General features: G+C 58.6%; 26 protein-coding genes and 3 pseudogenes. 8 read left to right on the top strand and 21 right to left on the bottom strand.

Annotated features, from left to right (window positions below; genetic code table 11):
* Nucleotides 1-2: 2 nt before the first annotated feature.
* The 10 genes and pseudogenes from QYH43_RS01140 to QYH43_RS01095 all read right to left on the bottom strand — a co-directional run.
* Nucleotides 3-800: pseudogene (locus QYH43_RS01140) on the bottom strand (N-acyl homoserine lactonase family protein); the annotation flags it as partial.
* A gap of 15 nt (nucleotides 801-815) precedes the next feature.
* Nucleotides 816-1,775: a diiron oxygenase gene (locus QYH43_RS01135; RefSeq protein ID WP_301155936.1), complete on the bottom strand. Its 960-nt coding sequence runs from the start codon at nucleotides 1,773-1,775 to the stop codon at nucleotides 816-818.
* Nucleotides 1,776-1,842: 67 nt separating this feature from the next.
* Nucleotides 1,843-2,601 (bottom strand): TauD/TfdA family dioxygenase, encoded by a 759-nt coding sequence (locus QYH43_RS01130; protein WP_301155933.1) that lies wholly within the window; start codon nucleotides 2,599-2,601, stop codon nucleotides 1,843-1,845.
* 18 nt (nucleotides 2,602-2,619) lie between these two features.
* Nucleotides 2,620-3,495 carry a branched-chain amino acid aminotransferase gene (locus QYH43_RS01125; protein WP_301155931.1) on the bottom strand — a complete coding sequence of 292 codons (876 nt, stop codon included), beginning with the start codon at nucleotides 3,493-3,495 and terminating at the stop codon, nucleotides 2,620-2,622.
* Between the two features lie 22 nt (nucleotides 3,496-3,517).
* Nucleotides 3,518-4,858, bottom strand: coding sequence for a KamA family radical SAM protein (locus QYH43_RS01120; RefSeq protein ID WP_301155929.1), 1,341 nt, complete (start codon nucleotides 4,856-4,858; stop codon nucleotides 3,518-3,520).
* A gap of 22 nt (nucleotides 4,859-4,880) precedes the next feature.
* On the bottom strand, nucleotides 4,881-5,525 hold the full coding sequence (gene yfcF / locus QYH43_RS01115; protein ID WP_301155927.1) for a glutathione transferase: 645 nt from the start codon (nucleotides 5,523-5,525) through the stop codon (nucleotides 4,881-4,883).
* A gap of 210 nt (nucleotides 5,526-5,735) precedes the next feature.
* A complete protein-coding gene (locus tag QYH43_RS01110; RefSeq protein ID WP_301156127.1) occupies nucleotides 5,736-6,221 on the bottom strand; it encodes a cupin domain-containing protein in 486 nt (161 codons plus the stop codon).
* A gap of 82 nt (nucleotides 6,222-6,303) precedes the next feature.
* A complete protein-coding gene (locus QYH43_RS01105; RefSeq protein WP_095059813.1) occupies nucleotides 6,304-6,798 on the bottom strand; it encodes a RidA family protein in 495 nt (164 codons plus the stop codon).
* Nucleotides 6,799-6,848: 50 nt separating this feature from the next.
* Nucleotides 6,849-8,129 (bottom strand): acetyl-CoA carboxylase biotin carboxylase subunit family protein, encoded by a 1,281-nt coding sequence (locus QYH43_RS01100; RefSeq protein WP_301155925.1) that lies wholly within the window; start codon nucleotides 8,127-8,129, stop codon nucleotides 6,849-6,851.
* A 42-nt stretch (nucleotides 8,130-8,171) separates the two neighbouring features.
* A complete protein-coding gene (locus QYH43_RS01095) occupies nucleotides 8,172-9,272 on the bottom strand; it encodes a hypothetical protein (protein ID WP_095152090.1) in 1,101 nt (366 codons plus the stop codon).
* Nucleotides 9,273-9,422: 150 nt separating this feature from the next.
* On the opposite strand from QYH43_RS01095, the gene QYH43_RS01090 reads away from it, so the two are divergent.
* Nucleotides 9,423-10,841: a PLP-dependent aminotransferase family protein gene (locus tag QYH43_RS01090; protein WP_301155923.1), complete on the top strand. Its 1,419-nt coding sequence runs from the start codon at nucleotides 9,423-9,425 to the stop codon at nucleotides 10,839-10,841.
* A gap of 432 nt (nucleotides 10,842-11,273) precedes the next feature.
* Complete coding sequence (locus QYH43_RS01085) at nucleotides 11,274-11,552, top strand: DUF3077 domain-containing protein (protein ID WP_095059817.1); 279 nt, start codon at nucleotides 11,274-11,276, stop codon at nucleotides 11,550-11,552.
* A 58-nt stretch (nucleotides 11,553-11,610) separates the two neighbouring features.
* Here QYH43_RS01085 and QYH43_RS01080 read toward each other — a convergent pair whose 3' ends face one another.
* The 9 genes and pseudogenes from QYH43_RS01080 to hmpA form a co-directional block, all read right to left on the bottom strand.
* Nucleotides 11,611-11,925, bottom strand: a complete 315-nt coding sequence (locus tag QYH43_RS01080; RefSeq protein WP_075946541.1) for a helix-turn-helix domain-containing protein — start codon at nucleotides 11,923-11,925, stop codon at nucleotides 11,611-11,613.
* A pseudogene (locus QYH43_RS01075) lies at nucleotides 11,922-12,265 on the bottom strand (toxin). Before QYH43_RS01075 ends, QYH43_RS01080 begins: the two are co-directional and overlap by 4 nt.
* A 137-nt stretch (nucleotides 12,266-12,402) precedes the next feature.
* The gene (gene cyoE, locus QYH43_RS01070; protein ID WP_095059818.1) at nucleotides 12,403-13,290 is read right to left on the bottom strand and encodes a heme o synthase; all 888 of its coding nucleotides are present in this window, start codon (nucleotides 13,288-13,290) and stop codon (nucleotides 12,403-12,405) included.
* 11 nt (nucleotides 13,291-13,301) lie between these two features.
* A complete protein-coding gene (cyoD, locus tag QYH43_RS01065) occupies nucleotides 13,302-13,637 on the bottom strand; it encodes a cytochrome o ubiquinol oxidase subunit IV (protein ID WP_095059819.1) in 336 nt (111 codons plus the stop codon).
* The gene (locus QYH43_RS01060; protein ID WP_095059820.1) at nucleotides 13,638-14,264 is read right to left on the bottom strand and encodes a cytochrome o ubiquinol oxidase subunit III; all 627 of its coding nucleotides are present in this window, start codon (nucleotides 14,262-14,264) and stop codon (nucleotides 13,638-13,640) included.
* A 3-nt stretch (nucleotides 14,265-14,267) separates the two neighbouring features.
* Complete coding sequence (gene cyoB / locus QYH43_RS01055) at nucleotides 14,268-16,298, bottom strand: cytochrome o ubiquinol oxidase subunit I (protein WP_095059821.1); 2,031 nt, start codon at nucleotides 16,296-16,298, stop codon at nucleotides 14,268-14,270.
* A 3-nt stretch (nucleotides 16,299-16,301) separates the two neighbouring features.
* Entirely contained in the window at nucleotides 16,302-17,237 is a 936-nt protein-coding gene (cyoA, locus tag QYH43_RS01050) for a ubiquinol oxidase subunit II (RefSeq protein WP_095059822.1), read from the bottom strand.
* 832 nt (nucleotides 17,238-18,069) lie between these two features.
* Complete coding sequence (locus QYH43_RS01045) at nucleotides 18,070-18,579, bottom strand: disulfide bond formation protein B (RefSeq protein WP_301155913.1); 510 nt, start codon at nucleotides 18,577-18,579, stop codon at nucleotides 18,070-18,072.
* A 290-nt stretch (nucleotides 18,580-18,869) separates the two neighbouring features.
* Nucleotides 18,870-20,051, bottom strand: coding sequence for an NO-inducible flavohemoprotein (gene hmpA, locus QYH43_RS01040; protein ID WP_095059824.1), 1,182 nt, complete (start codon nucleotides 20,049-20,051; stop codon nucleotides 18,870-18,872).
* Between the two features lie 147 nt (nucleotides 20,052-20,198).
* Between hmpA and norR the strand changes: the two genes are divergently transcribed.
* From norR to QYH43_RS01020, 4 genes and pseudogenes are all read left to right on the top strand, one after another.
* Nucleotides 20,199-21,749 (top strand): nitric oxide reductase transcriptional regulator NorR, encoded by a 1,551-nt coding sequence (gene norR / locus QYH43_RS01035; RefSeq protein WP_301155911.1) that lies wholly within the window; start codon nucleotides 20,199-20,201, stop codon nucleotides 21,747-21,749.
* Nucleotides 21,750-22,028: 279 nt separating this feature from the next.
* On the top strand, nucleotides 22,029-22,931 hold the full coding sequence (locus QYH43_RS01030; RefSeq protein ID WP_095059826.1) for a chemotaxis protein CheV: 903 nt from the start codon (nucleotides 22,029-22,031) through the stop codon (nucleotides 22,929-22,931).
* A gap of 27 nt (nucleotides 22,932-22,958) precedes the next feature.
* Nucleotides 22,959-23,417: an N-acetyltransferase gene (locus tag QYH43_RS01025; RefSeq protein ID WP_095059827.1), complete on the top strand. Its 459-nt coding sequence runs from the start codon at nucleotides 22,959-22,961 to the stop codon at nucleotides 23,415-23,417.
* A 33-nt stretch (nucleotides 23,418-23,450) separates the two neighbouring features.
* Nucleotides 23,451-23,549 (top strand): annotated as a pseudogene (locus QYH43_RS01020) (YkgJ family cysteine cluster protein); the annotation flags it as partial.
* Nucleotides 23,550-23,614: 65 nt separating this feature from the next.
* On the opposite strand, the gene QYH43_RS01015 reads toward QYH43_RS01020, so the two are convergent.
* Complete coding sequence (locus tag QYH43_RS01015; protein ID WP_095059828.1) at nucleotides 23,615-23,872, bottom strand: hypothetical protein; 258 nt, start codon at nucleotides 23,870-23,872, stop codon at nucleotides 23,615-23,617.
* 201 nt (nucleotides 23,873-24,073) lie between these two features.
* Between QYH43_RS01015 and QYH43_RS01010 the strand changes: the two genes are divergently transcribed.
* A complete protein-coding gene (locus QYH43_RS01010; RefSeq protein WP_095059829.1) occupies nucleotides 24,074-25,048 on the top strand; it encodes a D-glycerate dehydrogenase in 975 nt (324 codons plus the stop codon).
* A 186-nt stretch (nucleotides 25,049-25,234) separates the two neighbouring features.
* Nucleotides 25,235-25,744 (top strand): DUF2165 domain-containing protein, encoded by a 510-nt coding sequence (locus QYH43_RS01005; protein ID WP_095059830.1) that lies wholly within the window; start codon nucleotides 25,235-25,237, stop codon nucleotides 25,742-25,744.
* Between the two features lie 26 nt (nucleotides 25,745-25,770).
* On the opposite strand, the gene QYH43_RS01000 is transcribed toward QYH43_RS01005, so the two are convergent.
* Nucleotides 25,771-26,673, bottom strand: a complete 903-nt coding sequence (locus QYH43_RS01000) for a DMT family transporter (protein ID WP_095059831.1) — start codon at nucleotides 26,671-26,673, stop codon at nucleotides 25,771-25,773.
* Between the last annotated feature and the right edge of the window lies 1 nt (nucleotide 26,674).

Below are 26,674 nucleotides of genomic sequence, written 5' to 3'. Positions count from 1 at the left end.
CGGACTGGGGGCTGGTGCAGGCAGATGATATGCGGGTCATCATTCCAATGCGCAAAACGCTCGGCGATCAGCGGATCATGACCGGGAATGACGTGGTCTTCGCCATCGGCCAGACGGTCGATCTCGCTGAACGCTTCAAGGGTTTGCGCCAGGTCATCGAGGATCGGAAACGGGCTGCGTTCACGAATGTTGACCCACAAATGCGCGGCATCCGACGCCAGCACAATCCAGCCACGCGCCGTGTTCACCCGCACCACCTGACTGCCCGGTGTATGACCGCCCACCGGGTGCAACGTCACGCCGGGCAGTACTTCAACCATGCCGTTGTGCAAGCGCATCCGCCCCTCGAACAACGGTGGCAGCGCCGACATCACATCCTCGACTTCGTAGGTTTTATTCACCGTGCGATGAGCCATTTTCGGACCGGTGCAGAAGCGCAGTTCCGCTTCCTGCAAATGCACCGTCGCCTTGGGAAACAACCCGAGATTGCCGGCATGGTCCCAATGCAAATGCGTGAGGACAAGGTGCTCGACCCGCGTCGGATCGATGTCCAGTTGCCGTAGGGAATCTTCCGGCAGGCGGTACAGCTGACGATTGCGCCGGTCCGCCGTGGCCGGTTGAAAACAGGTGTCGACCACGATCACCTGCTCCTCGTTGCGGATGACCCAGAAGTAATAGTCCAGCGGCATCGGCGCATTTGGATCGCCACAACAGGCGTCGTAGAGAAAGTTCTCCTTGGCGGTGCGCTGGGCATTGGCGCCCACACGGATGGCGAACACTTCGTACACAGGAACGGACATGAACACCTCCGGGGATCAGGCCGCAGCCGTGGCTTTGAGGGTCGGACGGAAGTCGAAGTCGATCTGGTCGCTGATGCCCAGGTCCTGCGCCAATTTATGCAGGCCACTGTAGTCGCGCATGATCGTCGCGTTTTTGTTGCTCTCGCGAGTATCGGCAATGATCAGCGCCGCGTCCTCGACCCCAAGCTGCGTCAGGATCGCCTCCCACATCGAGTAGTCCTGGGCGATAAAAGCACTCAGCGCCACCGACAGGTTGCGTGCGAAAAATGCCCGCTGCTCGGGCTGCATGTTGGCGTACATGACCTTGGCCACTTCCGCCAGCACCTTGCTGTGGGCGTATTCGTCGCGGTTGTGCAGTTCGGCGACGCGGCGGTTTTGCGGCTGGATCGTCTGGTCGTCGGCCAGCAAATCCAGATAAGCGTTAACGCTGATCTCGGCCACCACCGCGAAGGTGATCGCCGCCAGATCCCGCTGCCATGGCTCGGGCAGTGTTTCGCGCTGGGCCTTCAAGCGCAGGTACGTGACGGAGGGCGGCAGGTCCAGATCCTGATCAAGTGCGCGATCCAGTCTGGTTCGCTCGATGGCACGCAAATGCATGAGCGTGTGGTAGTGCTCATCGATCAAGGTTTGCTGCATCGCCTCGCGAAAATGCCAGTCGTCCTTGCCCAGGTATTGATTGGCAATGACGCTCAGCGCCGGGTTCACCACGAGTTCTTCGGCGGTGACGGTGCGCAGGTTGTAGCCGATCCAGCCCCAGGTCACCACGCGGCTCTTGAGTTCGTCGTCCAAGGCCTGGAATTTGGGGTGATGGAAAAACGGCACCATGCACTCCGGGTAATCCGGGCGCGCCGGGTCGAATACTTCGTCGACCAGGGCCCTGTCCGGCGAACACACCGTGGCACGCTTGGTCCAGGCCTGATTGAGCCGCACGATCAGTTGATGATCGACCTGGGCGATCTCGATTGCTGTCTGCATGACGCGATACCTGTAGGACGCGTACCCGCCAAGGGGGACGCCAAAAGAATAATGGGCGACGGAAAAATCAGGCCAGCCAGTAGCGGGTCAGGTTGCGCGCCGGGTCAGTGTAACGACTGCGGGCATGAATCATTCGCCAGTTGTCCCAAATCAGCAGGCAACCGTCTGGAATCAGCACCGGAACGTTGTGCTCGACGAAGTACGCTTCGCCGAGCAGCGCAAATCTGGCCAGTGGAGAAAGGTTGTGGGCGACCTGCGATTGCTGCAACGCCTCTTTCGAAGGATTCACATCGCCGTAGTGAAACTGGTTGTAGCTGAAGCGGAAAATGTCCCCGTCTTCGGTCGGCGTCAGGATGTATGCCTTGACCCGGGTTTGCGCCGGTTCGCCCGGTTTGGCGGTTGCGACGAATTCCACAGGCGTGTCGTCGAGCCATTCACGCAGTTCCGGTTCGTATCGCTCAAGCGACTTCAAGAACGCGTAACCGTCGACCAACCCCGTATGCCCGCCCCCGCAGGTCGCCTGCTGATGACAATGCAGTGCCAGATAACGCGGCGGCGGTCCATACACCGGCGCCTCGGTATGCGGACCGATGCCGTTCATGCTCTGCGAATACGGCAGATCTTCGTAGCCCGCTTTGCGGGTGATGGCGAACGCCGTCTGACCGTTGAACTGCGGAATGATCGGACCAAACTCGTGCAAGGTTCCTACGACATCATCGGCAAATTCGTCCGGGGTCAGCACCGTCCAGCCTTGGGTCGATAATTCTTCATGACGATGGCCGAGCGAAACGTAAGGTTGAGACGCAACAATCCCTTGATCTGACATGGCGAGGTTCCTGACAGGTTATTCGGCGTTGACGGTTGAGGTGTAAGCGGCAATGAGGTCGCGGCAGGCATTGCCCGGTCGATAGTGCTGCTGGTCGATGCTCTGCACCGGGGTGATTTCGGCGGCGGTACCGGTGAGAAAACACTCGTCGAAGTCGCCCAGTTCAGTAGGCAACATCGTGCGTTCAATCACTTGATAGTCCAGCGTCCTGGCGAGTTCGATCACGGTCTGGCGGGTGATGCCGTTGAGAAAACAGTCCGGCACTGGCGTGTGCAACGTCCGGCCTTTGACGAAGAACACATTGGCGCTGGTGGCTTCGGCGACATGGCCACGCCAGTCGAGCATCAAGGCGTCGTGGTAGCCGTTGTTCTCGGCATCGTGCTTGCTCAGCGTGGCAATCTGATAATGCCCGGATGCCTTGGCTTCGAAGGGGCTGCTGCTCGGTGGCGGACGGCGCCACGTCGCGGTTTTCAAGCGAATGCCGGCCATGCGTGCCGCCGGGGCGAAATAGCTCGGCCATTGCCAGCAGGCGATCGCCACATGCACGCGATTGAAACGCGCCGAGGTGGAAATCATCTCACTGCCGCGCCAGGCCACCGGCCTCAGATAACCGTCGACGACGTTGTTGCGATGCAGCAATTGGCGACTGGCCGCTTCGAGCTCGGCGGGTTCAAACGGGATCGTAAAGTCCATCAGCTGCGCCGAGCGATATAGCCGTCCGGTGTGCTCGCGCAACTTGAAAATCCTGCCGTTGTACACGCGCTCACCTTCGTACACCGTGCTCGCGTAATGCAGGCCATGGCTCAGCACATGCAACTGCGCCCGTGACCATTCGACGAACTCGCCGTCGAGCCAGATCACGCCTTCGCGCTGATCAAACGGAATGCCGCTCATATCCTTATTCCTCTGAATCGTCCTACGCCGTTTGCAGCAGGACCGGTATCAATTCGGGCGCCGTTGCGAACTCGTTCTGAAAGAAAAACGAGCGCTCGCCAAACGCCGGTCGCAAGTCATCGAACCAGGTGACGTGCGGATCGAAACGCGCATAGAACGTGCGCAACACCCAGTGCGGATTGCGTGCCTGCAAGAACTGCAAGACGAAGACTTTTTCCCCGGCAACGGTCTCGATGCCGTTGATCAACACCTTGCCGTAGAAGGTGCTCATGGACGGCCCGCGCACCGTGCGCGCCAGCCCGGACACCGTGCGATAGGCCGCCTGAAAGATCTCGAACGCCCGGGCCAGCGGCATCGCGAAGTAGTGGCTGGGGCCGGTGTCCCGCTCGACAAACATGTAATAAGGCACCGCGCCGAGCCGCACGCCTTCGGTCCACAGCGCCGCCCAATCGGCCGGGTTTTCGTTGATGTGGCGGATCACCGGCGCCTGCATGCGCACGGTCGCGCCCGTGGCGCGAATGCACTCGATAGCTTGCCGGGCGATGTCTTGGCGGATCTCCACCGGGTGGTTGTAGTGGCCCATGATCGACAGGTTTTTCCCCGCCGCGATAATCCGCCGAAACAGTGCCAGCAACTCCGGTGCGTCCTTGTCGCTGACAAACCGCTGCGGCCAGTACGCCACGGATTTGGTGCCGATACGGATGCTCTTGAGGTGTGGCAATGCCAGCAGCGGCTCGATGTACCCGGCCAGCGAACGGGTGTTCATGATCATCGGATCGCCGCCGGTGATCAGCACGTCCGTGACTTCGGGGTGTACCCGCAGGTAGCTCACCAGCTCCAGGGATTCACGGGCGTTGAACTTCAGTTCTTCCTCGCCAATGAACTGCGCCCAGCGGAAACAGAACGTGCAGTACGCGTGACAGGTCTGGCCGGCACCGGGGAAAAACAGCACGGTCTCGCGGTATTTGTGCTGGATGCCCGGTAGGGCTTTTCCGTCGAGCACGACGCTGTTGTGGGTCAACTGCCCCGCCGGATGCGGATTCATGCGCAGCCAGATCGCCTCGATCCGACGCTTGATCGCGGTGCTGTCATCCTGCTCGATCAAGTGTTTGAGCGATGCGTATTCGTCCGGCAGCAACATGTCCTTGTGGGGAAAGGTCATGCGAAAAATCGGATCGTCCGGGATGTTGTTCCAGTCGATCAGCGTGCCCAAAACGTATTCGTTGGTGCGAAACGGCATGACGCGGGCCACGACGGTCATGGCTTCCTGCAAGGCCGGCGTCAGTCGGTGCCAATACGGCGTGTCGCGAATGGTGCGTGCGTTGTAGGGCTTGTAGCGTTCGTGCTCTGACAGTCCTTGCATGACAGCGCTCCTGATGATCGTTTTACGCGATGGCCGGCGCTTTGCGCGCTATGTCCATCCATGCCCGAACGCTGTCGCGATCCCACTGGCGATGCACATACGCCGCGAGTCGCGAGGGCACTTGATCGCCATTGGCGACCAGCCGGTTGAGCATGATTGCCAGGTCGGTGTCGGCGATGCTCCAGTCACCGAACAAGTGCTCGGCACCCTCCCCCAGCAAACGGTCGGCGACGAAGAACAAGCGCTCGACAGCGGCCCGGGCGTCGTCAGACAGCGGCGTGTCTTTTTTGCCGAAGTACACCAGGTCAAACGGCCGCTCTTTGCGAACGACCAGCAAATCACTGCGTAGCCACGCCTGAAGCTGGCGGGCGCGAGCGCGCTGTCGGGGGTCTTGCGGGTAGAGTTTTTGGGGGCCTGGGGAGAGTTCGTCCAGGTATTCGGCAATGGCCGAGGATTCTGACAGTGCGAACGCCTCATGAACTAACGTCGGAATTTTGCAGGTCAACGAAAGATCACGGTAATTCGCTTGATAATTTTCACGCGCCTTCAAGTCAAGCGTTACAAGTTCAAATAAACGTTGTTTCTCCTTGAGCGCCACAAACGCTGACATTGCAAAAGCGCTGACATAATCCGCACCGAGATACAGTTTAAACTTTGCACTTTCCATTTAAGCCTCCCTTGCACTAACCACATTAATCCGTTGCATGTGAAGCGATCGTAGTAAGTCGATCAGGCGCTGAACAGATACAGAAAATGTCTGTTTCTATCGATACAGACACTGAAAAGCGTCAATCGCCAGACGGCTTTTTGTGAACGCGACAGAAACGAAAAAGGGAGTCAGCGAACGCGGACTCCCTGGTGTGCAGCAGAGGGGAAATTACAGCTGGCGGGGGATCAAACCCACATTGTCGGCATGATTGGAAAGCAGTGCCATCTGCGGCATGTTGCTGATGTTAAGCATGGCCAGCGGCTCGGTGGCGCTGGTATTGGCGAAGCCGTGCCGGGTCCAGGCCGGCACCAGTAACACGTCGCCAGGGCTGATGCTCATGGCATCGGCATCGCCCAAGGTCAACGCGCCGCTGCCGGACTGAATGATGAACAGGTGCCACCAGGCATGCGCATGCCCATCGAGCGTTGAACCGGGTATCAGCCATTGCATGGACACCGCCATTCCGGGGGTCAACTGGCAACCTTCGAGGCTTTTCTCGTGGGCCAGGGCAACAATATCAACGTCGCTGCCTTCGAGAGTTGCGCGCATATCGGCCAGTTCCGCTCCAGTCCACACACGGGGTTTGATCGGCTGTTGTTCTAAACTTTGACGAAAGTCCTTATATGAAAAAAACGCACCTTTAACGTTATTCATTTCCGTTTCCAACATCGTCTGCGCTAATGAGTCTCTTGACCTTAGGCGAACCCTTCAGCACTGTAAAGCGAGCAACTAACACTCATAACACCGACGGCCGCAACGCCACGATCATATCAACTTCAATCGCTGCATTTTTTGGCAGCTGATAAACGCCCACCGTGGTCCGTGTATGTTTCCCGGCGTCGCCCAATACGTGACTGAAAACATCCGACGCACCGTTGGCGACTTCACTGAGGTCGACAAAGTCTTCCGTGGAGCGCACATACACCGTGACCCGAATCAGCGACTTGATCTTGTCCAGCGAACCAATGGCATCGACGATCAGCGCCAACCCTCGCATCGCGCTGATGCTGGCGGCCGCTTGCGCATCCGCCATGGTGAGGTCTCGTCCCACCCGGCCCGGATAGTGGATTTTGCCGTTCATGCGCGGCACCAGACCGCTGATATACAGTTCATCGTGGTGGCGAATCAGCGGCGCGTAATGCCCACCGGCGGTGTTCTCACCGTAAATGTCATAGCCGAATTCCTTTGCCAGCGCGATGAAGCGTTCATCACAGGTCATGTGTTCAATCATTTACCCAACCCTCTTTTCAGTACTGCAAAAAAAATATCAATCCTGACGACTCAACTCACAGCCCTGGCCGGCGATGCCAGGCTGGTGATACCCACCCTTGATTCGATCGCCTCGGCCAGGCGCAACAGGTCGTCGCTGAGCTGTTCGTAGTGTTCGTTGAACAACACGATGTGGCCGATGAACGAGAAGTTGTCTTTCACCTCGGCGGTGACCGAATCACCGATTTGCTTGCTCAGCACCGCCTCCACCAGATCGATGTTCATCGACCGGGCCAGCGACTGGACATCCGGTACATCGCGCAAAAGCCCGACGGCCGTCGCCCGGAGCAGGCGAATGCCGCAGTAGCCGCGAGGCGCCGGATCATGGCTGACGACCTGACCTTCCACGGCCCAGCGAACCCAGCGCTGCCATGGGTCGAAATCGGCGAATGCGCGCTTGGCCAGGTCCCAGATGTGCATGCCACCGGGGCGCATGTTGGTTTCCACCGCCGAGGTGCGATGGTTGGCCCTGTGGAAAATTTCGTTGTGCCAGGCACCGTTGTCCTGCGAAACCAACCCGGCCATGTGGCGGCCGGCGGCCATCAGACGAATCTGCACATCGGGCGTCAACGGCGCGGGGACCACTTGCTGAATCTCGGCGCGGTAGGCCCCTTCGGTGGTGGTTTTTTCGGTGATCCAGGTGCTTCCGGCGACAAAGTCCCAGCTGTATTCGCGAGCGTTCTGGATCAGCTCTTCGAGCACGATTCCGCCCTCGCGATAGGGCTTGAGCGCTTGCCAGGCGTCGTCGCATTCGGACGGGTGACGGATGACGCGGCAGCCGCGGCTGGCACCTTCGCAGGCAGGCTTGATGAACGCCTTGCCGCCCAGTTCGACGACGCGTTGGCGCAGCTCGGCAAGGCTCTCGACCCGAATGGACAACACCGGGCGGTAGTCCTCGGGCGAGGTAGTGGCCGCGGCTTCGAGCCTGCGGAAGATCTGTTTATCCAAACCTGCCCGCGCCTCGGCCGGGGTGATACCAGGCAAGCCGAAATGACTGGCCAGAGCCGCCCCCAGCAACACGCCGCGATCCGAGAACGGCAACACGCCGATCAATTTCCAGCGGTCGGCATTCAGGCAACCGACCACCCATTCAAGGGACGCCGCCACGTCGCTCTCCGCCAGCGATGTGCTGCAGACATGATCGGCCACTTGATCATCATGAGGTTGAATGTGCTCGACCAGCAGGATCAGCCTCGCGTCGTACATCGATTTGCAGAGATCGCGCAGCTTCTGGATATCGTGGACCCGACTGCCGTTGTACCCCACCACCACTACGCATGAAGTCGTATTCATAATGCCCCCGACTTGCAAATTGAAAACCGACGCGGTGATGACTCAGTCATGCAGCGACGCAATGGACTTGCGATTGAGCCAGTACCAGACCAGGATCCCGCCAGCGCCGATAGCGGCCAGCACCAGAGCGTTGTAGGGCGGCGGCATGACCCGCATGATCAGCACCGTCAGCCCGGCACCAACGCCCAGGGACACCTCTTTGACGAACATGTTGTTTTGTTTGACCGAGAAGTAGTCGAGGTGGCTGAACGCGCATTCGGCGATGGACAGCAGCGCCACCCAGATCAACGCGCCGACCAGGGTTTCGACATGGAACGCGGCAGGGACAGACAGCACGGCAAATCCGCCGGCAATGATCCCGATCACCGCCAAGACCTTGAAGCGCCCGGTGCGCTCGATCAGCTTCATGACCGGCACTTGCGCGAAGACCACGACGGCACTGTTGAGGATCAGCATCAGGCCATACCAGACCGGCAGTTCGCCGGTCTCCAGCAGGATCGCTTGCGGCAGGATCGAGAACACACCGAACAGCTTGATGCCCATGATGATGCCGGCAATGATCCACGGCAGTTTGTTGCGCCAGCCGCTGCCATCCTGGCTGGCCGGACGGGCCACTGCGGCTTCAGTGGTGAACGTTGCCCCCATCGCGATGGGCAGGCACAGCAGGACGAAACTGGCGGCGCCGAGGAAAAACATCGTTGGGGTCAGTAGCGGCGACAGCAAAATGAGCCCTGCCAACAGGCTGCCCATGTTCATGGCGACACGGTTGTAGGCCGCACCTTCCTTGGTTTGCGCCGCTTCGCTCTTGATCAGGTAACCGGCAATCGCAATGCCGTAGGCAAACAACGCCGCGGCGAACATGATGACGCCCTGATTGTGAGTCACCGCCAGCAGCACCAGCCCGAGGGCAGCGCACAGCAGCGTGACGCCCAAGGAACGGCGACCGAGGACCAGCAAGGTCAACGGCAACAGCAATAACAAGGCCCGATAACCCAGGGCCAGAATACTGTTGGTGGCGGTATCGAGCCAGACGTTGGCCTTGCCCAGCACCGCAAACAGCGCCACGGCCGTGATGATCCGAATGGTGAACAACCGCAGGTTGATCACCGGTTTCGCCACGACGGCGGCTGTTTCTACACTCATCCAACACCTCTTGAACCGGGTGACTGTGCAACCCGGCAACGGTCGACAATCCGCAAACTCTCCAAAGTGATAGTAGAAAGAGATGCCTGTCTTGGTCAGAGCAAGTTCGTATAGAATCCAACGAACTTTACTGCCGGAGAGACCAGTAAAATGCAGGTTCAGCGCGCAGTGATCGCCGCGATCGAGTTCCAGCCGGGTGTGCCGCTGGTGCAGCAGATCGTTGATCAATTGGCCGTGGCGATCAGCCAGGGCGGCCTGCCCCACGGCTCCAGGCTGCCGCCGATTCGCGAACTCTCCGACTTGATGAACGTGGGTAAATCCACGGTGGTTGACGCTCTGGATCGCTTGCGCGCCAAGGGCCTGGTGGTGTCACGCCAGGGCTCGGGGCACTACGTGCATCGCTCCATCACCACGGTCCAGACCGATACCAGCCCGGACCTGCTCCCGCAAGACACTCCCAGTGTGGTCCGTCGCGCCGTACTTCAGGACAACGGCGCGCTGCGTCCGGGTGCCGGTTTCCTGCCTTCTTCGTGGCTGCCTGCCGAAGAGTTGCTCAAAGCCGTGCGCGGCACCCTTCGCGCGACGGCCCTGCGCATGGGTGAATACGGTAACGCCAGCGGTTACCTGCCACTGCGCCAGGCCTTGCAGGTCAAGATGTCGACCTTGGGCATCGAAGTGCCGGTCGAGCAGATCATCACCACCGCCAACACCGTACAAGCCATCGACATGCTGATGCGCCTGCTGGTCAAACCCGGCGACACGGTGCTGCTCGACGACCCGTGTTATTTCACGATGCACACCAATCTGGCCTGGCACGGCGCCAAGGTCATCAGCATCCGCCGCGATTGCGACGGCATGGACCTGGAAGCGTTCGAGCAACTGCTGATCACCCATCGCCCCGTGCTCTACATGACCAACAATGCCCTGCACAACCCGACCGGGCATTCGTTCACTGCGACGCAGGTTTACCGCTTGCTGGAGTTGAGCCATCGCTACAATTTTCACATCCTCGAAGACGATTTGTACTGCGACATGCAGCAACGCCGAACGCCGCGCCTGGCCGCGAGCGGGTTGGACAACGTGTCTTATGTCTCAGGGTTCTCCAAGACCCTGACGGCCAACAGCCGCGTCAGCTTCGCGGTGGTTTCACCATTACTGGCGGCGCGGATGGTGACCCTGAAAATGGCCTGCGGTGGCATGACCTCGGAAATGGCCGAGCAGATTATCTGCACCATGCTCAGCGACGGCAGCTATGCCAAACACATGCGTCGCACGGTGGATCGGCTCTATGAGTCGAACAGCCGCGTGGCGGCGTGGCTGGGCGAAGCCGGGTGTTCGGCGTCGTCGCTGCCCGGCGAAGGTTTGTACATCTGGACGCGATTGCCGGATGGATTCCAGGCCGAGTCCCTGGCCAGAAAGGGCCTGGAAATAGACCTGGTTTTGGCACCGGGAACCTTGCTCAGCAAAGCGGCGGATGCCAATCAGTTTCTGCGGTTCAACGTGGCGCACAGCGATCACGTGCAGGTGCGGGAGCGGTTTTTCCGATTGCTGGACAAGCCCCAAAAATAACCGACCACCGCCTATCCCCTGTAGGAGCGAGCCTGCTCGCGATAGGGCCGTCACATCCAGCATCAATGTCGCCTGACACACCGCCATCGCGAGCAGGCTCGCTCCTACAGGGGGTTTGCGCTGTCCAAACGACCGCTGACACCCCCGGCCACCAGATCGCTACGATTGCCGAGCTCACCCTCGCCGACTAACTTCGACCCGTCGCTGCCAATTCAGCGACCGGGCCTGAGAACCCGGGTAATATATCGGCGCCTCAATGTCGAAACACGATTACAGACTTTTGGATATCTGACTTCGTGCAATGGCGGCTGTGCGTGGGAGGCCTTCGGGTCTGCCGGTTTCTATATTTCCCGGTTCTCAGCCTGCGCATAGCTGCCACCCATTCGCCTGAGAACGAATGGGGCAGCTCTACTGAAATATAGGAGTTGCTCAATGACCAATCCCCAAGACCTGAAAACCATCGGCCTCACCCCTTTCTCCTACCTCGCTAACGAACCACTGTTTCGCATCAACCGTGGAGTCCCGATCATTCAGGCCCTCTCACACGCCTCCGACCTGCTCCACCTCGCCAAACTGCTCGCCTCAGACGCCGCCATGGTCCGCGACTCCGACCGACACGCCTGGGCCTCGCATTTTTTGCAGGACATGAGCAAAGCAATCATCGACGACGTGGTGAAGGTGCTCGATGCACCGTGTAACAACCGCACGTAAATGAAAAAGCCCCGCCATTCTTTCGAAAGCGGGGCTTTTCAGGTGTTCGCTGACTCAATCAAACCACTGCCAGTCGATCCACCATATCCGGGAATTTCTCCACCAGCCTGATCAACAAGGCAGCCTGAGCGTTGGGCTTCGACTTTTCCTGCTCCCAGTTTCTCAAGGTGCTGGGGCTGGTTCGAATACGTTTGGCAAAAACCGCTTGAGACATGTGCAGCTTTTCCCGTAGCGCGACGATTTCTTGCGCCCCCACTTCTGGAGCCGGAATGTCCTCGATGGACGTATTGCGTAGCGTAATCTTGCCTTCGCGTTGAGCCGCCATCTCATCAACGCCCTGCATCAACTCTGCAAACAGGTCGCGTTTTTTCATGGGGTACCTCGTTTTTTCAACTCTGTCTCTATGGCTTTCTTGAGCACCTTCTCTTGGTCGGCGGTCAAGTTCTCAAGCTCATCTTTGTCATAAATTGCAAACATCCAGAACTGGCCATCATTCATAAGCCAATAATAGATAACCCGCAAGCCACCTCGACTACCTTTACCTCGGCGTCCATCTGCCCAGCGCAGCTTTCGGAACCGCCTGTTCGAGGCATGACATCACCCGCTTGCGGGTTCAACTGCATGTGCGACTGCAAAGCACGATACTCATCGTCCGTCAGATAATCGCCAACGGTTGCAGTGAAGGATGTGGTTTCGAAGAATACGGTTCGCATCAGCAAAATATAGTCAACTTGCTTATAGTCATGCAACCGACGAATCATCTTCCTGACGAGCAGTCCTTGCGATTTGCCCCAACAAAAAGCCCCGCTCTTCTCTCAAAGGCGGGGCTTTTCTTTACAGCATCCGACGCTTAAGGCGCGTACGTCAGCAGCAACTCACTCGGCACTTTGAAGTCCAGGGACATCATCACGCTCAACGCGGTAATGGTGAAGATCGAGAACACGAACAGTTTGCGTGCCCAGACCGTGTCATCCACTGCCTTGTAGCCGGTCCAGGCCATGTACAGCCAGTACATGCCCATGGCCGCGGCGACGGCGAGGTAGCTCATGCCGGCGTAGCCGCTGAAGGTCAACATCAAGGTCGCCACGAGGAAGGCCAGGATGTAGAGCAGGATGTGCTTCTTGGCCACCTGGATGCCGCGCTTCACTGGCAACACCGGAATCGATGCGGCCAGGTAATCGTTGAAGCGGAAGATCGCGATGGCGTAGGAATGCGGCATCTGCCACAGGCTGAACATCACCAGCAGGGTCAGCGCGGCCATGTCGAAGGTGTTGCTGACGGCGACATAACCAATCACCGGCGGCATGGCGCCCGACAGACTGCCCACCAGCGTGCCGTGAACCGACTTGCGCTTGAGGTACAGGCTGTAGAAGCCGACGTAGATCACGAAGCCGATGACCGCGAACAAAGCAGCCAACGGGTTTGCCACCTTGTACAACAGCGCAACGCCGGCGACACCCAGGACGGTCGCATAGATCAGGGCCAGTTTCAGGGAGATCAAGCCCTGAACCAGCGCCCGGTTCTTGGTGCGCTCCATCTTCAGGTCGATGTCGCGGTCGATGCAGTTGTTGAACACGCAACCGGAGGCAACCACCAGGGACGTGCCGATCATCGCGGCCAGGAAAATGGCCAGATCGACATGCCCTTTGGAGGCCAGGAAAAATCCGCCTGCCACAGAAAGCACGTTACCGAAAATGATCCCCGGTTTGGTGATTTGGATAAAGTGCTTGAGGGACATGCGGACTTACCTCACTTCGCCATCATGAACGTGTGGATGCTGAACATGATCCACAGCGACAGGCCAACCAGCAGGACGATCACGATCGCGGCGAAGACAAACGCAATCACGTTGTTACGCTGAGCGGCCGAGCGGTCCAGGTGCAGGAAGTACACCAGGTGCACCAGCACCTGGATCACGGCGAAGACCAGCACGATCAACAGGGTGATCGACTTCGGCAGCGATGGGTACATCACCAGACCGAACGGGATCAGGGTCAGGATCACCGACAGGATGAAGCCGATGGCGTAGGACTTGACGCTGCCGTGACCGGCGTCGTGGCTGTCATGGGAGTGTGTGTTAGCCATTTACATAGTCCCCATCAGGTAAACAACGGTGAATACGCAGATCCACACAACGTCCAGGAAGTGCCAGAACAGGCTCAGGCAGCTCAGACGGGTCTTGTTGGTCGCCGTCAGGCCTTTTTTCTGCACCTGATACATCATGATCGCCATCCAGATCAGACCGCTGGTCACGTGCAGACCGTGGGTGCCGACCAGGGTGAAGAACCCGGACAGAAAGCCGGAACGGCTAGGGCCGTAGCCTTCGGAGATCAAGATGTGGAACTCGTTGATCTCCATGCCGATGAAGCCGGCACCGAACATGAAGGTCAGGGCCAACCAGCCCAGGACCTGTTTCTTGTTGCCCCGGTAGAACGCCAGCATGGCGAAACCGTAGGTGATCGAACTGAACAGCAGCAGAGCGGTTTCGCCCAGTACGTATGGCAGTTCGAAGATGTCGTGGCCCGACGGGCCACCCGCTACGTTGTTAACCAGTACCGCGTACGCCGCGAAGATCGACGCAAACAGAATGCAGTCGGTCATCAGGTAGAGCCAGAAACCGAATACGGTCATCTCGCCCGAGTCGTGGTGATGGTCATCATGCCCATGTCCATCGACATGGGTGTGTCCAGCATTGGTCACTAAGTTCGACATGGTTTAAGCCTGTTCCAACGAGGTTTCAACACGGGTGGCGGTGGCCGGGATTTTCCCTGCCGCAACCAGACGCTTGTGCTGCTCGGCTTCGATGCGTTCGATCACGTCGACCGGCACCATATAGCCTTGATCATCACGGGCCGCGTGGATCACGAAGTAGATCACGGTGCCGGCCAGGCTAGCGATTGCCAGCCACCAGATGTGCCAGATCATCGCGAAACCGAACACGGTCAACAGAGCACCCATGACCACACCGGTCGCGGTGTTGTTTGGCATGTGGATCGGCTGGTACTTGGCCGGGGCCTTGTACGCGGTGCCGTCTTCCTTGGCTTCGGTGAACGGATCGACGCAGTCGGCTTTTGGCAGTACGGCGAAGTTGTAGAACGGAGGTGGCGACGAGGTCGACCATTCCAGGGTGTGTGCATTCCACGGGTCGCCGTGCTCGCACATGTTTTCCGGCTTGTTGCGGTCACGCACGCTGACGTACAACTGGATCAGCTGGCAAGCGATGCCGACAGCGATCATCACCGCACCGAACATGGCGACGTACAGGTACGGCACCCACTCAGGGTTGGTGGTGGCGTTCAGACGACGGGTCATGCCCATGAAGCCCAATACGTAGAGCGGCATGAACGCGACGAAGAAGCCGGTAATCCAGAACCAGAACGCTGCCTTGCCCCAACCTTCGTGCAGCTTGAAGCCGAACGCTTTAGGGAAGTAGAACGCGAAGCCTGCGATGTAGCCGAATACCGCGCCGCCGATGATCACGTTATGGAAGTGCGCGATCACGAACAGGCTGTTGTGCAGAACGAAGTCAGCACCCGGGATGGCCAGCAGTACGCCGGTCATGCCGCCGATGGCGAAGGTCACCATGAAGCCCAGGGTCCACATCACCTGACTGGTGAAGCGCAAACGGCCCTGGTAGATGGTGAACAGCCAGTTGAATAGCTTCACACCCGTCGGGATGGAAATCAGCATTGTCGCCAGACCGAAGAAGGCGTTGACGCTGGCCCCCGAACCCATGGTGAAGAAGTGGTGCAGCCAAACCATGAAGCCCAGGATCGAGATTGCGCCCGATGCGTAGACCATCGAGTGGTGGCCGAACAGTTTCTTGCCGGTGAAGGTCGAGATGACTTCGGAGAAGATACCGAACGCTGGCAGGATCAGGATGTACACCTCAGGGTGACCCCATGCCCAGAACAGGTTCACGTACATCATCGGATTGCCACCAAGTTCATTGGTGAAAATGTGGAAATCCATGTAACGGTCAAGCGTCAGCAGTGCTAGGGTAGCGGTCAGGATCGGGAACGAAGCCACGATCAGGACGTTGGCCCAGGTGCAGGTCCAGGTGAAGATCGGCATGTCCATCAGCTTCATGCCAGGGGTACGCATTTTCAGCACGGTGGCCAGGAAGTTGACCCCCGTCAGCGTTGTCCCCAGACCCGATAGCTGTAGCGCCCAGATGTAGTAATCCATCCCCACGCCAGGGCTGTATTGCAGGCCCGACAGCGGCGGATAGGCAACCCAGCCGGTCTTGGCGAATTCGCCGACGCCCAGGGACAGGTTGATCAGCACCACGCCGGACACCAGCAGCCAGAAGCTCAGGGAGTTCAGGAACGGGTAGGCAACGTCACGCGCGCCGATCTGCAGCGGCACTGCAAGGTTCATCAGGCCGGTGAAGAATGGCATCGCCATGAAGATGATCATGATCACACCGTGAGCGGTGAAGATCTGGTCATAGTGTTCAGGAGGCAGGTAGCCAGGCGAACCCTCGGTGGCCATGGCCAGCTGGGTACGCATCATGATGGCGTCGGCAAAGCCGCGCAGCAGCATGACCATGGCGACGATGATGTACATCACGCCGATTTTCTTGTGGTCGACCGACGTCAGCCACTCGGTCCACAGGTAGGTCCACTTCTTGAAGTAAGTGATACCCGCGAACAGTGCCAGACCGCCGAGCGCGATCATGGCGATGGTCACCATTACGATCGGCTCGTGGAACGGGACCGCTTCCCAACTTAATTTACCAAACATCGTTTACTCCTCTGCCCCGGCAGCTGAATGCGAGTCCATGTCCGTAGCGGCCACTTCCTTCTCTTTCTTCTCGTGCTTCACTTTCGGACCTGGTTTCATGCCTTCGTACTTGTCGACGATGGTCTGGAACAGGTTCGGCGTCACCGAGGAGTAGAGCTCGACTGGGTTGTTCTGGCTCTGCTTGGCAAGGGCTGCGTATTCAGCTTGTTCAAGCTGTTTAGGTGCCTTTTTGACTTCGCTTACCCAGGCGTCGAATTCTTCCTGGGAAGTGGCGATCGCCTTGAATTTCATACCGGTGAAACCGGCGCCGCTGTAGTTGGCGGAGATACCGTCCATTTCAGCGTTTTCGTTGGCGATCAGGTGCAGCTTGGTCTGCATGCCTGCCATCGCGTAGATCTGGCCGCCCAGCGCAGGGATGAAGAACGAGTTCATCACGGCGTCGGAAGTGATCTTGAAGTTGATCGGGGTGTGTGCCGGGAACACGATCTTGTTGACCGTGGCGATGCCTTGTTCCGGGTAGATGAACAGCCACTTCCAGTCCAGCGCGACCACTTCGATGGTCACCGGCTTCACGTCGGATTCCAGCGGCTTGTACGGGTCAAGGGCGTGGGTCGACTTGTAGGTGACGTAACCCAGGGCAATGATGATCAGCACCGGAACAGCCCACACCGCGATCTCGATCTTGGTGGAGTGGTTCCATTTCGGGGTGTAGGTAGCGTTGGTGTTGGACGCGCGGTATTTCCAGGCGAACAGGAACGTCATGACGATGACCGGAACCACGACCAACAGCATCAGCAGCGTTGCGGTGATGATCAGGTTTCGCTCGTCCAGACCAACCTGGCCCTTGGGATTGAGCAAGGTCATGTTGCAGCCTGACAGCAGCAACGTGCCGATCAGCGGCAATAAGCCTAGTAGTCTGGGGTACCTGTTTTTACTCATCTCACGACCTCTAAAGCAGCTTGCGCAATGCAGTTGGGTTTTGATCGCCAACACTTCACCCTGCCAAGGGTTGGCATTTTTCTTGGATTGAATAAGGGCCTGCCCGTCGTGCGTCAGACGCGTTTCGACAAATCCTGGGCTAGCGGTGAGTTCTTATTCGAATTCGTGGTCAAAGGCCTTGTTACAGACCAATTCCATTTGGTGCGGATAGTTGGAGGCACCGACACCTGGGCGTCGCGTGAAGCTCTCTCGACACTTCTCCTGCTCAGCACCTGGTTAAGGATTGAGCAGTGCCGGGAATTCAGTGCGGGCGATTGTAGATATGTAACGTTTTATAAACCATGTCTCATCCCGAAATAATTTTTATCCGAACCGGCAACAATCATTCACCATTTTCGTAAAAGTGGCGCATCTTATCGAAATACATTCTCAACAAAAACACCAAAATTAGTAGGTCTACCTTCCGCGATTCAGACAGGTCGGAAGGCTTTGCCGGCGCCCACGACCTCGCCAGAGCCCCTATGTCACAAGGGCTTTGGCAATTCGTCAGGCATTGTTAAAACGGGCTGTTTCAGATCGACATGACTAAATCGTGAAATTCCCGAATGCGGCCAATTCCGTTACGTAATCAGGCGCTAATCCCGCACTCTGTAATGCCCTGCGACACACGCACTGTGACAACGTGTCGCACACGTGTCGCACCCTCGACTGACGCCTGTCACGGTCTTCTCACTCGAGCCCTGAAATGCGTTCGCCCATACGAAAAAGCCCCGGCCCTTTTATCGAGGGCCGGGGCTTTTTTTGTCCGACAAAAATGCGTCAGCAGCAGACCTTAGCGCAGTGCTTTACGGTTTCGCGAGGTCAGCAGCGGTACCAACACCACGATCAGCACGAAGGCGAACAGCGCCCACTGTGCCAGCGACAGACCGAGGATCGGCGGGTACGGCGTGGAGCAGAAACCGTCGACCTGAAAGCCCAACGGGAAGATCTTCGCCAACGGCAGGCTATCTACGATCGGTTGCAGCACATCGATGCCGCAGCTGACCGCCGGATAGAACTGGGTATAGACGTGATGCCCGGCAACGCCGACACCGGCCAGCGCGCAGATCACCACCAGGGTCTCAAATACCGTGATGCTGCGACGCGAACGCATGGCCGCACCAATGAAGGCAAAGATTGCGATCAGCAGCAGCGCATACCGTTGCAGGATGCACAGCGGGCAAGGCGCTTCGCCCAGGACAATTTGCATGTACAGCGCACCGCCGATCAGCGCCAGGCAAATGATGCCCAGCAACACCAGATAGCGCCGTTCACGGCCCAACCGCATGGTTTCCTCGCTCATCGTGTTTCCCTTCAATATCCGAATGCCCGCCAGTCTACACGCTGATCCGGACCTTTGAGAGTCAGGAACGTGTCCGGGGGATTCGGGGGAATAAACGATAAGGCGGTTAAGAAGGGATTAACTTTCCAACTTTCTTCAGCTCAAGACCGAGGTGATGCAATCGCCGGCAAGCCACGCCCACAGAGTTTTGTGTCGGTCCTGATAGATGGGAACGACACAAAACCCTGTGGGAGCGTGGCTTGCCCGCGATGAAGGCGACGCGATGAGTCTGGATCACCGCGCCCGCCGACTTACTCCAGCGCCGCAGCCGGCCCGAAGAACTCGTAACGGCTCTGCTTCTCCGGCACACCCAAGGCTTTCAGGTGGCGTTTGACGGCCGCCATGAAACCTTTCGGCCCAAGGAAATAGGCATCCAGATCGCGCTCTTGCGGCAGCCACTCATGCAACTGCTGCTGACTCAACAACCCGACCTTGTCCGCCGCCGGGCTCACGCCGTCATCCTCGGAGTAGCAATAGAAGCGCTTGAGTTGTGGATGACGCTCGGCCAGCCCGTCGATCCAGTCACGGAAGGCATGGACACTGCCGTTGCGTGCGCAGTGGATAAAGTGAATCGGCCGCTGGGTTTGCAGCGCCGCTTCGAGCATCGCAATGGTCGGGGTGATGCCGACACCGCCACTGATCAGCACCAACGGCTTGTCGCTGGCACTCAAGGTGAAATCGCCCGCTGGCGGGAACAATTGGATGCTCGCACCGACTTGCAACTGATCGTGCAGGAAGTTGGAGGCACGACCACCCGTTTCACGCTTGACGCTGATGCGGTACTGGCCCTTGTTCGCCAGCGCCGACAGCGAATAATTGCGACGGATTTCTTCGCCATCAAGGGTCAGTTTCATGCCGATGTACTGGCCGGGTTCAGCCGCCAGAATCGGGCCTTTGTCCGCCGGCTCGAAGTAGAAGGAGGTGATTTCCGCGCTCTCTTCAACCTTGGCCGCGACGAAGAATTCCCGCGCTCCGCGCCAGCCGCCCGGTGCTTGTTCCTTTTGGTCATAGATGCTGGCTTCGGCACCGATCAGGATGTCCGCCAGTTGACCGTAGGCCGCGCCCCACGCCGCAATCACTTCTGGTGTGGCGATTTCTTCGCCCAGCACTTCGGCGATGGCCCGCAACAGGCAGCTGCCGACAATCGGGTAGTGTTCCGGCAGAATCTGCAGGGCCACATGCTTGTTGATGATCTTGGCCACCAGGTCGCCCAACTGGTCGAGCTGGTCGATGTGGCGCGCATACATCAATACGCCGTTGGCCAGCGCCCGTGGCTGATCACCGCTGGCCTGGTGGGCCTGGTTGAACAACGGGCGGACTTGCGGGTATTCGGAGAGCATCATGCGGTAGAAGTGAGTGATCAGCGCTTCACCACCGCTTTCGAGCAACGGCACGGTGGATTTGACGATGGCACGGTCTTGAACGCTCAGCATAAGGTGACTCCAGGACGACTGACTGTTTGCTGTATACGTATCAGTTTCCATGCCAACTATTAAATCGTTATAAATCAACAGCTTGATAACTCTATAGTCATTTAGACACGACGTGCTTTATAGTCATACCGACTACATGGAGTCACTATGACTGCAAAATCCCTGCTGACCGCACTCTTGCCACTGGTCTCTGACCTGTCCCGCGAACTCCCCGAAGGCGAGCGCTATCGACGCCTGCTCGAAGCGATGCGCGCCCTGCTCCCGTGCGACGCGGCCGCGCTGCTGCGCCTCGATGGCGAATGGCTGGTGCCGCTGGCCGTTGACGGTTTGAGCACCGACACACTGGGCCGACGCTTCAAAGTCAGCGAGCACCCGCGTTTCGAAGCGCTGCTTGCCAGCCCGGGACCGACCCGTTTCGCCGCCGACAGCGATCTGCCCGACCCGTATGACGGTTTGGTCGATGGCCTGGATGATCATCTGGAAGTCCACGACTGCATGGGTTGCCCGCTGTTTATCGATGAGCGTCCGTGGGGTTTGCTGACACTGGACGCCCTCGACCCCGAGCGTTTTGAACCGATCGAACTGGATGCCCTGCAAGCCTTCGCCAGCCTAGCCGCCGCGACCGTCAACGCCGCAGAACGCATCGAGCGATTGAACAATCGGGTGGAGGACGAGCACCAGCGCGCCGAGGTCTATCGCCAGGCCAGCGGTCAGCAGACTCGCGAGATGATCGGCCAGAGCAAGGCGCACAAGCGGCTGGTGGAGGAAATCAATCTGGTCGGCGGCAGCGATCTCACCGTGCTGATTACCGGCGAAACCGGGGTCGGCAAAGAGCTGGTGGCCCAGGCCATTCACGCCGCCTCGCCCCGCGCCGACAAGCCGATCATCAGCCTCAACTGCGCCGCACTGCCGGACACCTTGGTGGAGAGCGAGTTGTTCGGCCATGTTCGCGGCGCCTTCACCGGGGCGCTGAATGACCGTCGCGGCAAATTCGAACTGGCCAATGGCGGCACGCTGTTTCTCGATGAGGTCGGCGAGTTGTCGCTGACGGTCCAGGCCAAATTGCTGCGCGTGCTGCAAAGCGGTCAATTGCAGCGACTGGGCTCGGACAAGGAACATCAGGTCGACGTGCGCCTGATCGCGGCCACCAACCGCGACCTGGCCGAAGAAGTGCGCAGCGGCCGCTACCGTGCCGACTTTTATCATCGCCTCAGCGTTTATCCACTGCTGGTCCCGGCCCTGCGTGATCGCAGCCGTGATGTGCTGTTGCTCAGCGGCTACTTCCTGGAGCAGAACCGCTCGCGCATGGGCCTCAACAGCCTGCGCCTGAACGCCGATGCGCAGGCGGCACTGCTGGCCTATGACTGGCCCGGCAACGTGCGCGAACTGGAGCACCTGATCGGCCGCAGCGCCTTGAAAGCCTTGGGCAGCTGCAAGGAGCGACCGAAAATCCTCAGCCTGAGTGCGGCCGATCTGGACTTGCCCAACGCCAGCGCCGAAACCGCCGAAGTACAACCCGCCGCTGCCATGATGGATGCCGTAACGGGCGATTTGCGCGAGGCCACCGAGCGTTACCAACGCCAACTGATCGGCGCCTGCCTGGAGCGGCATCACCACAACTGGGCCAGTGCGGCCCGTGAGCTAGGCTTGGATCGGGCGAACCTGGGGCGGATGGCCAAGCGGTTGGGGATGAAGTAAATGAGTGTATCTGGCGATAGCCACTTCTGTGGTGAGGGAGCTTGCTCCCGCTCGGCTGCGCAGCAGTCGTATTTGTTGCCGCCGAGCTCTGCCTGATGGAATGCAGGGGGGAGTGCTTCGCCCTCCAGCGGGAGCAAGCTCCCTCGCCACAAAGTTTCACCGTTTGGTCCGAGATGAGGCACTCCCCCTAAAGCCTGCCCCAAACAAGTCGATAACCCGGCATCAATAGCTGTCGTCGATCCCGCGACAGCCCATCACCTTTTTCCCGAGAAGGTTCTTATGTCCACCACCAAAGCCCGCGCAGATTCACTTTCGCTTCTGCTGTTTACCTTGCGCAGCGGCAAGTTGATGGCGATCAACCTGCTCAAAGTCAGCGAAATCATTCCCTGCCCGCCGCTGACCAAGCTGCCGGAGTCCCATCCCCACGTCAAAGGCATCGCCACGCTGCGCGGTGCGTCGCTGTCGGTGATCGACCTCAGCCGTGCCATCGGCGAGCGGCCGCTGGAAGACCCGAACGGCGGCTGCCTGATCGTCACCGACGTCAGCCGCTCCAAGCAGGGCCTGCACGTGCAAGCCGTGAGCAAGATCGTTCATTGCCTGACCACCGACATCCGCCCACCGCCCTTCGGTTCGGGCGGCGGGCGGGCGTACATCACTGGCGTCACCTCGGTCGATGGCACGCTGGTGCAGGTGCTGGACATCGAAAAAGTCATCCACGGCATCGCCCCAGTGCAAATCGAAGCAGCCCCGACCGAACTGAGCATGGAAGACGCCGAAATCCTGGGCAGCGCGCGAATTCTGGTGGTCGATGACAGCCAGGTCGCCCTGCAACAATCGGTGCACACCCTGCGCAACCTCGGTCTGCAATGCCACACTGCCCGCAGCGCCAAGGAAGCCATCGACTGCTTGTTGGACCTGCAAGGCACTGCCCAGCAGATCAACCTGATCGTCTCGGACATCGAAATGTCGGAGATGGACGGCTACGCGTTCACCCGCACCCTGCGCGAAACCCCGGATTTCGCCCACCTTTATGTACTGTTGCACACCTCGCTGGACAGCGCGATGAATGCCGAGAAAGCTCGAGTGGCGGGAGCAAACGCGGTGCTGACCAAGTTTTCATCACCAGAACTGACCCAGTGCCTGATCACCGCGGCCAAGGCTGTCGCCGAGCAGGGTTATTGAGTCTTGACTGAAGATTTTTGTTGGTTAATGCGGCGCGACCTCACTGAAGCCGTGCCGGCCATCAATTGGCCTGCGGATCTGCAATTGACTGAATACCGCCCCGAACTCGCCGACGCCGTGCACCGTTTGATGGAACTCGGTTATCTCGATGGCGGCGGTCGCGTGGCGACATTGGACATGTGGCAACGGCAATTCGAAACCGACCCGGAATATGACCCGGCGCTGTGTTTCATCGCCCTGGACAACGAAGGTGTCGTGGGCGTGTGCCACTGCTGGACCAGCGCCTACATCAAGAATCTGGTGGTGCATCCACGGTTCCAGGGGCGGGGACTGGGGCGAGCGCTGCTGTTGCAGGCCTTCAAGGTGTTCCAGCAGCGGCGCGAGGGTTTTGTCGACCTGAAGGTGAGGGAAGACAACCTTCAGGCGCGGCGATTGTATGAAAGCGTTGGCATGCGTGCGATCCGCCGGGAGCCGATTCCACTCTGATTCCGCTGAATCGCCGTCTCATGACCTCGGATGCGCATTTATCCGATGGAAATCAACTCGCACATTCCCCTGAACACCGCCGTGAAGGAGTGTCCGCCAGAATCCGGGGAAAAAGAGCCCGAGTTTATTGTCGACGACCTGGCTGGGCAAACGTTGCCTGAGTGGGGCAGCGAATGGCTGTTCCATGTGTCGAAGGCCTAGCGCTTACCCATCGACCGACGAGTCCCCGGCGGTGCCATTCCCGGGGTTTTGGTGTGGCCGTTCTTGGCGCCGTTTTTGTACCACGGCTGGTTGGAACCCTTGGCGGACGCCAGCTCACCCGGTTTGAACGGGAACTTGAACGCGGGGATCTCGGCTTGGGTTTCGCTGTCGGCGCTGGAGTCGACGCTGTCTGGCAGCTCTGCCTGTTCGTCGCTCAAAGCGTCGGCGACCGGCGGTTGTTTCGGGGAAGTCATGAAAGCTCCGGGTGATGCATAAAGTGTCGGGCCCGGTGAGCGAGCCGCGAAAGGCGCCAGTATAAACGGAACGGCAGCGACAAGCTTCAAGCGGCAGGCTTCAAGTTAAAAGCAATGGGAGCGGCTTTTTGACTTGCAGCCTGCCGCTTGAAACTTGTAGCTTGCTAAGCATTCTTCACCGCCCCGACGAGCCTGCCTCCCATGAAAAAGACTGTCCTTGCGTTCAGCCGCGTCACTCCTGCAATGGTTGAACGTCTGCAACAAGACTTCGACGTCATCGTGCCGAATCCGAAAAACGGTGACATCAATGCCCAGTTCAACGAAGCACTGCCCCATACCCACGGCTTGATCGGTGTGGGTCGCAAGCTCGGCCGTGCGCAACTGGAAAACGCCACCAAACTGGAAGTCGTCTCCAGCGTTTCGGTGGGCTACGACAACTATGACCTGGCCTACTTCAACGAACGCGGGATCATGTTGACCAACACGCCGGACGTGCTCACCGAAAGTACCGCCGACCTGGCGTTTGCCCTGTTGATGAGCAGCGCCCGCCGCGTTGCCGAGCTCGACGCCTGGACCAAGGCCGGGCAATGGCAGGCCACTGTCGGTGCGCCGCTGTTCGGTTGCGATGTGCACGGCAAGACCCTGGGCATCGTCGGCATGGGCAATATCGGAGCGGCCATCGCCCGACGCGGTCGACTGGGGTTCAACATGCCAGTCATCTACAGTGGCAACAGCCGCAAAACCGAGCTGGAACAGGAGCTCGGTGCACAGTACCGCAGCCTCGATCAATTGCTGGCCGAAGCTGATTTCGTCTGCCTGGTGGTGCCGCTCAGCGAAAAAACCAGACACTTGATCAGCCACCGAGAACTGGCGCTGATGAAGCCCAGCGCCATTCTGGTGAACATCGCCCGTGGCCCGGTAGTCGATGAACCGGCACTGATCGAAGCGCTGCAAAACAATCGGATTCGCGGTGCAGGGCTGGACGTCTACGAGAAGGAACCCCTGGCGGAGTCGCCGCTCTTCCAGTTGAAAAACGCCGTAACGTTGCCGCACATCGGTTCAGCCACCCATGAAACCCGCGACGCGATGGCCAATCGCGCCCTGGACAACTTGCGCAGTGCCTTGCTGGGCGAACGCCCTCAGGACCTGGTCAACCCGCAAGTCTGGAAAGGTTGATGTAAAAAGGGGCAGGTGTTGATAACACCTGCCCAACTACAAACAGAATGATGCCACTTGAAAACAACGCCAAACAAACAACCCATACACACTCTGAAATTCAGTCCGCCATCAAACAAACGCACCACGCGATAGACTCCATTTAACTTTCCGAACCTGACCGGAATTAAATGGAGAAACTAAAAGTTGAATCAACTCACCACCAACCAACTCATCAAAATCAGCAAAGTCGCCCTGATGCTTTTCTTCAGCCTATTTGGGCTGCTGATGATGCACAGCAACTTCACCGACTATTCCACCAATTACGAATACCTCGGCCACATACTGAGCATGAACACCACTACCGATAACGAGAAATACAGCTACCGGGCCATTACCTCGCCGATGCTCCACCATCGAATTTATTGGTTGATCATCACATTGGAGGTCATTTACACCACACTCTGCATCATCGGAACTTTTAATCTCTACAGAAACATAAACACCAGCGACGAGGCATTTCACGAATCAAAAAAGCCCGCCATTATTGGATTACTGATTGCAATCTTTCTTTATTACATTTGCTTTCAAGTGATCGGCATCGAATGGTTCAACATGGATGAATCAAAAGACTGGAACTATAAGGATTGGGCGCGAAACATTGTCGACTTCATATTACCGCTATTGTTCTTTACCGCTTGCAAGATCGAGCGCTGAGTAGTGAGGCGCTCGATCTCGCAGCGTTAGGCCAGTTTGCCGCTTCCCTGCACCTGCGGTACTCGTACTTTACGAAACACCAGGACGTTGCCCGCCATCACCAGTAACAGACCCACCAATGCCGGCGCAGTCCACTGATAGCCCTCGGCAAACGCTGACACGTTGAGCGCCACTACCGGGAACAGAACGGTGCAGTACGCGGCACGCTCCGGCCCCATGCGCCCAACCAGCGTCAGGTAGGCGGTGAACCCGATCACCGAGCCCGGAATCACCAGATACAACAACGAACCGATGTAGCGTGCATTCCATTCCATGTCGAACGGAATGCCTTTGACCAGGCACCACACCGAGAGCATGGCTGCACCGTAAGCCATGCCCCAGGCGTTGGTGGTCAGCGGCTTGAGACCGGCCTTCTGCTGCAGGCTCGAGAGCATGTTGCCCGCCGAAAAACACAAGGTCCCGCACAACGCCAGCCCCAGGCCGAGCAAGGTTTCCGGGCTGGCAGTGTGCCCCGCGAGTTCAGGCCAGAACAACAAACCAAGCCCGAACAGCCCCAGCGCACCGCCCATCAAGACGTTGCGTGCGATTTTCTGGCCGAAGAACACCCGCGCGTTCAGCGCGTTCCACAACGTGGCGGTGGAAAACACCACCGCGACCAGACCGCTGGGGATCCATTGGCTGGCGGTAAGAAAGCACATGAAATTGATGCAAAACAGGCACACACCTTGCGCCAGACAGATCAGATGCCCACGCCGGTTCATCACTTGCAGCCGTCGGCTCAACAGCAAGATCACGAACAACACCAGCGCAGCGAGGCCGAAGCGATAAACGATCGACACGGGAATCGCGACCACGCCCAGTTGCCATTTGAGGGCAATCCAGGTGGTGCCCCAGATCAGCACCGTCAGCAAATACAAAGACAGGTTCATG

Source organism: Pseudomonas sp. C32 (assembly GCF_030417915.1).
In the GTDB taxonomy this organism is placed as follows: Bacteria; Pseudomonadota; Gammaproteobacteria; order Pseudomonadales; family Pseudomonadaceae; genus Aquipseudomonas.
Note: the sequence above shows the minus strand (reverse complement) of the source record. Positions and strands in the feature narration are given on the sequence as shown.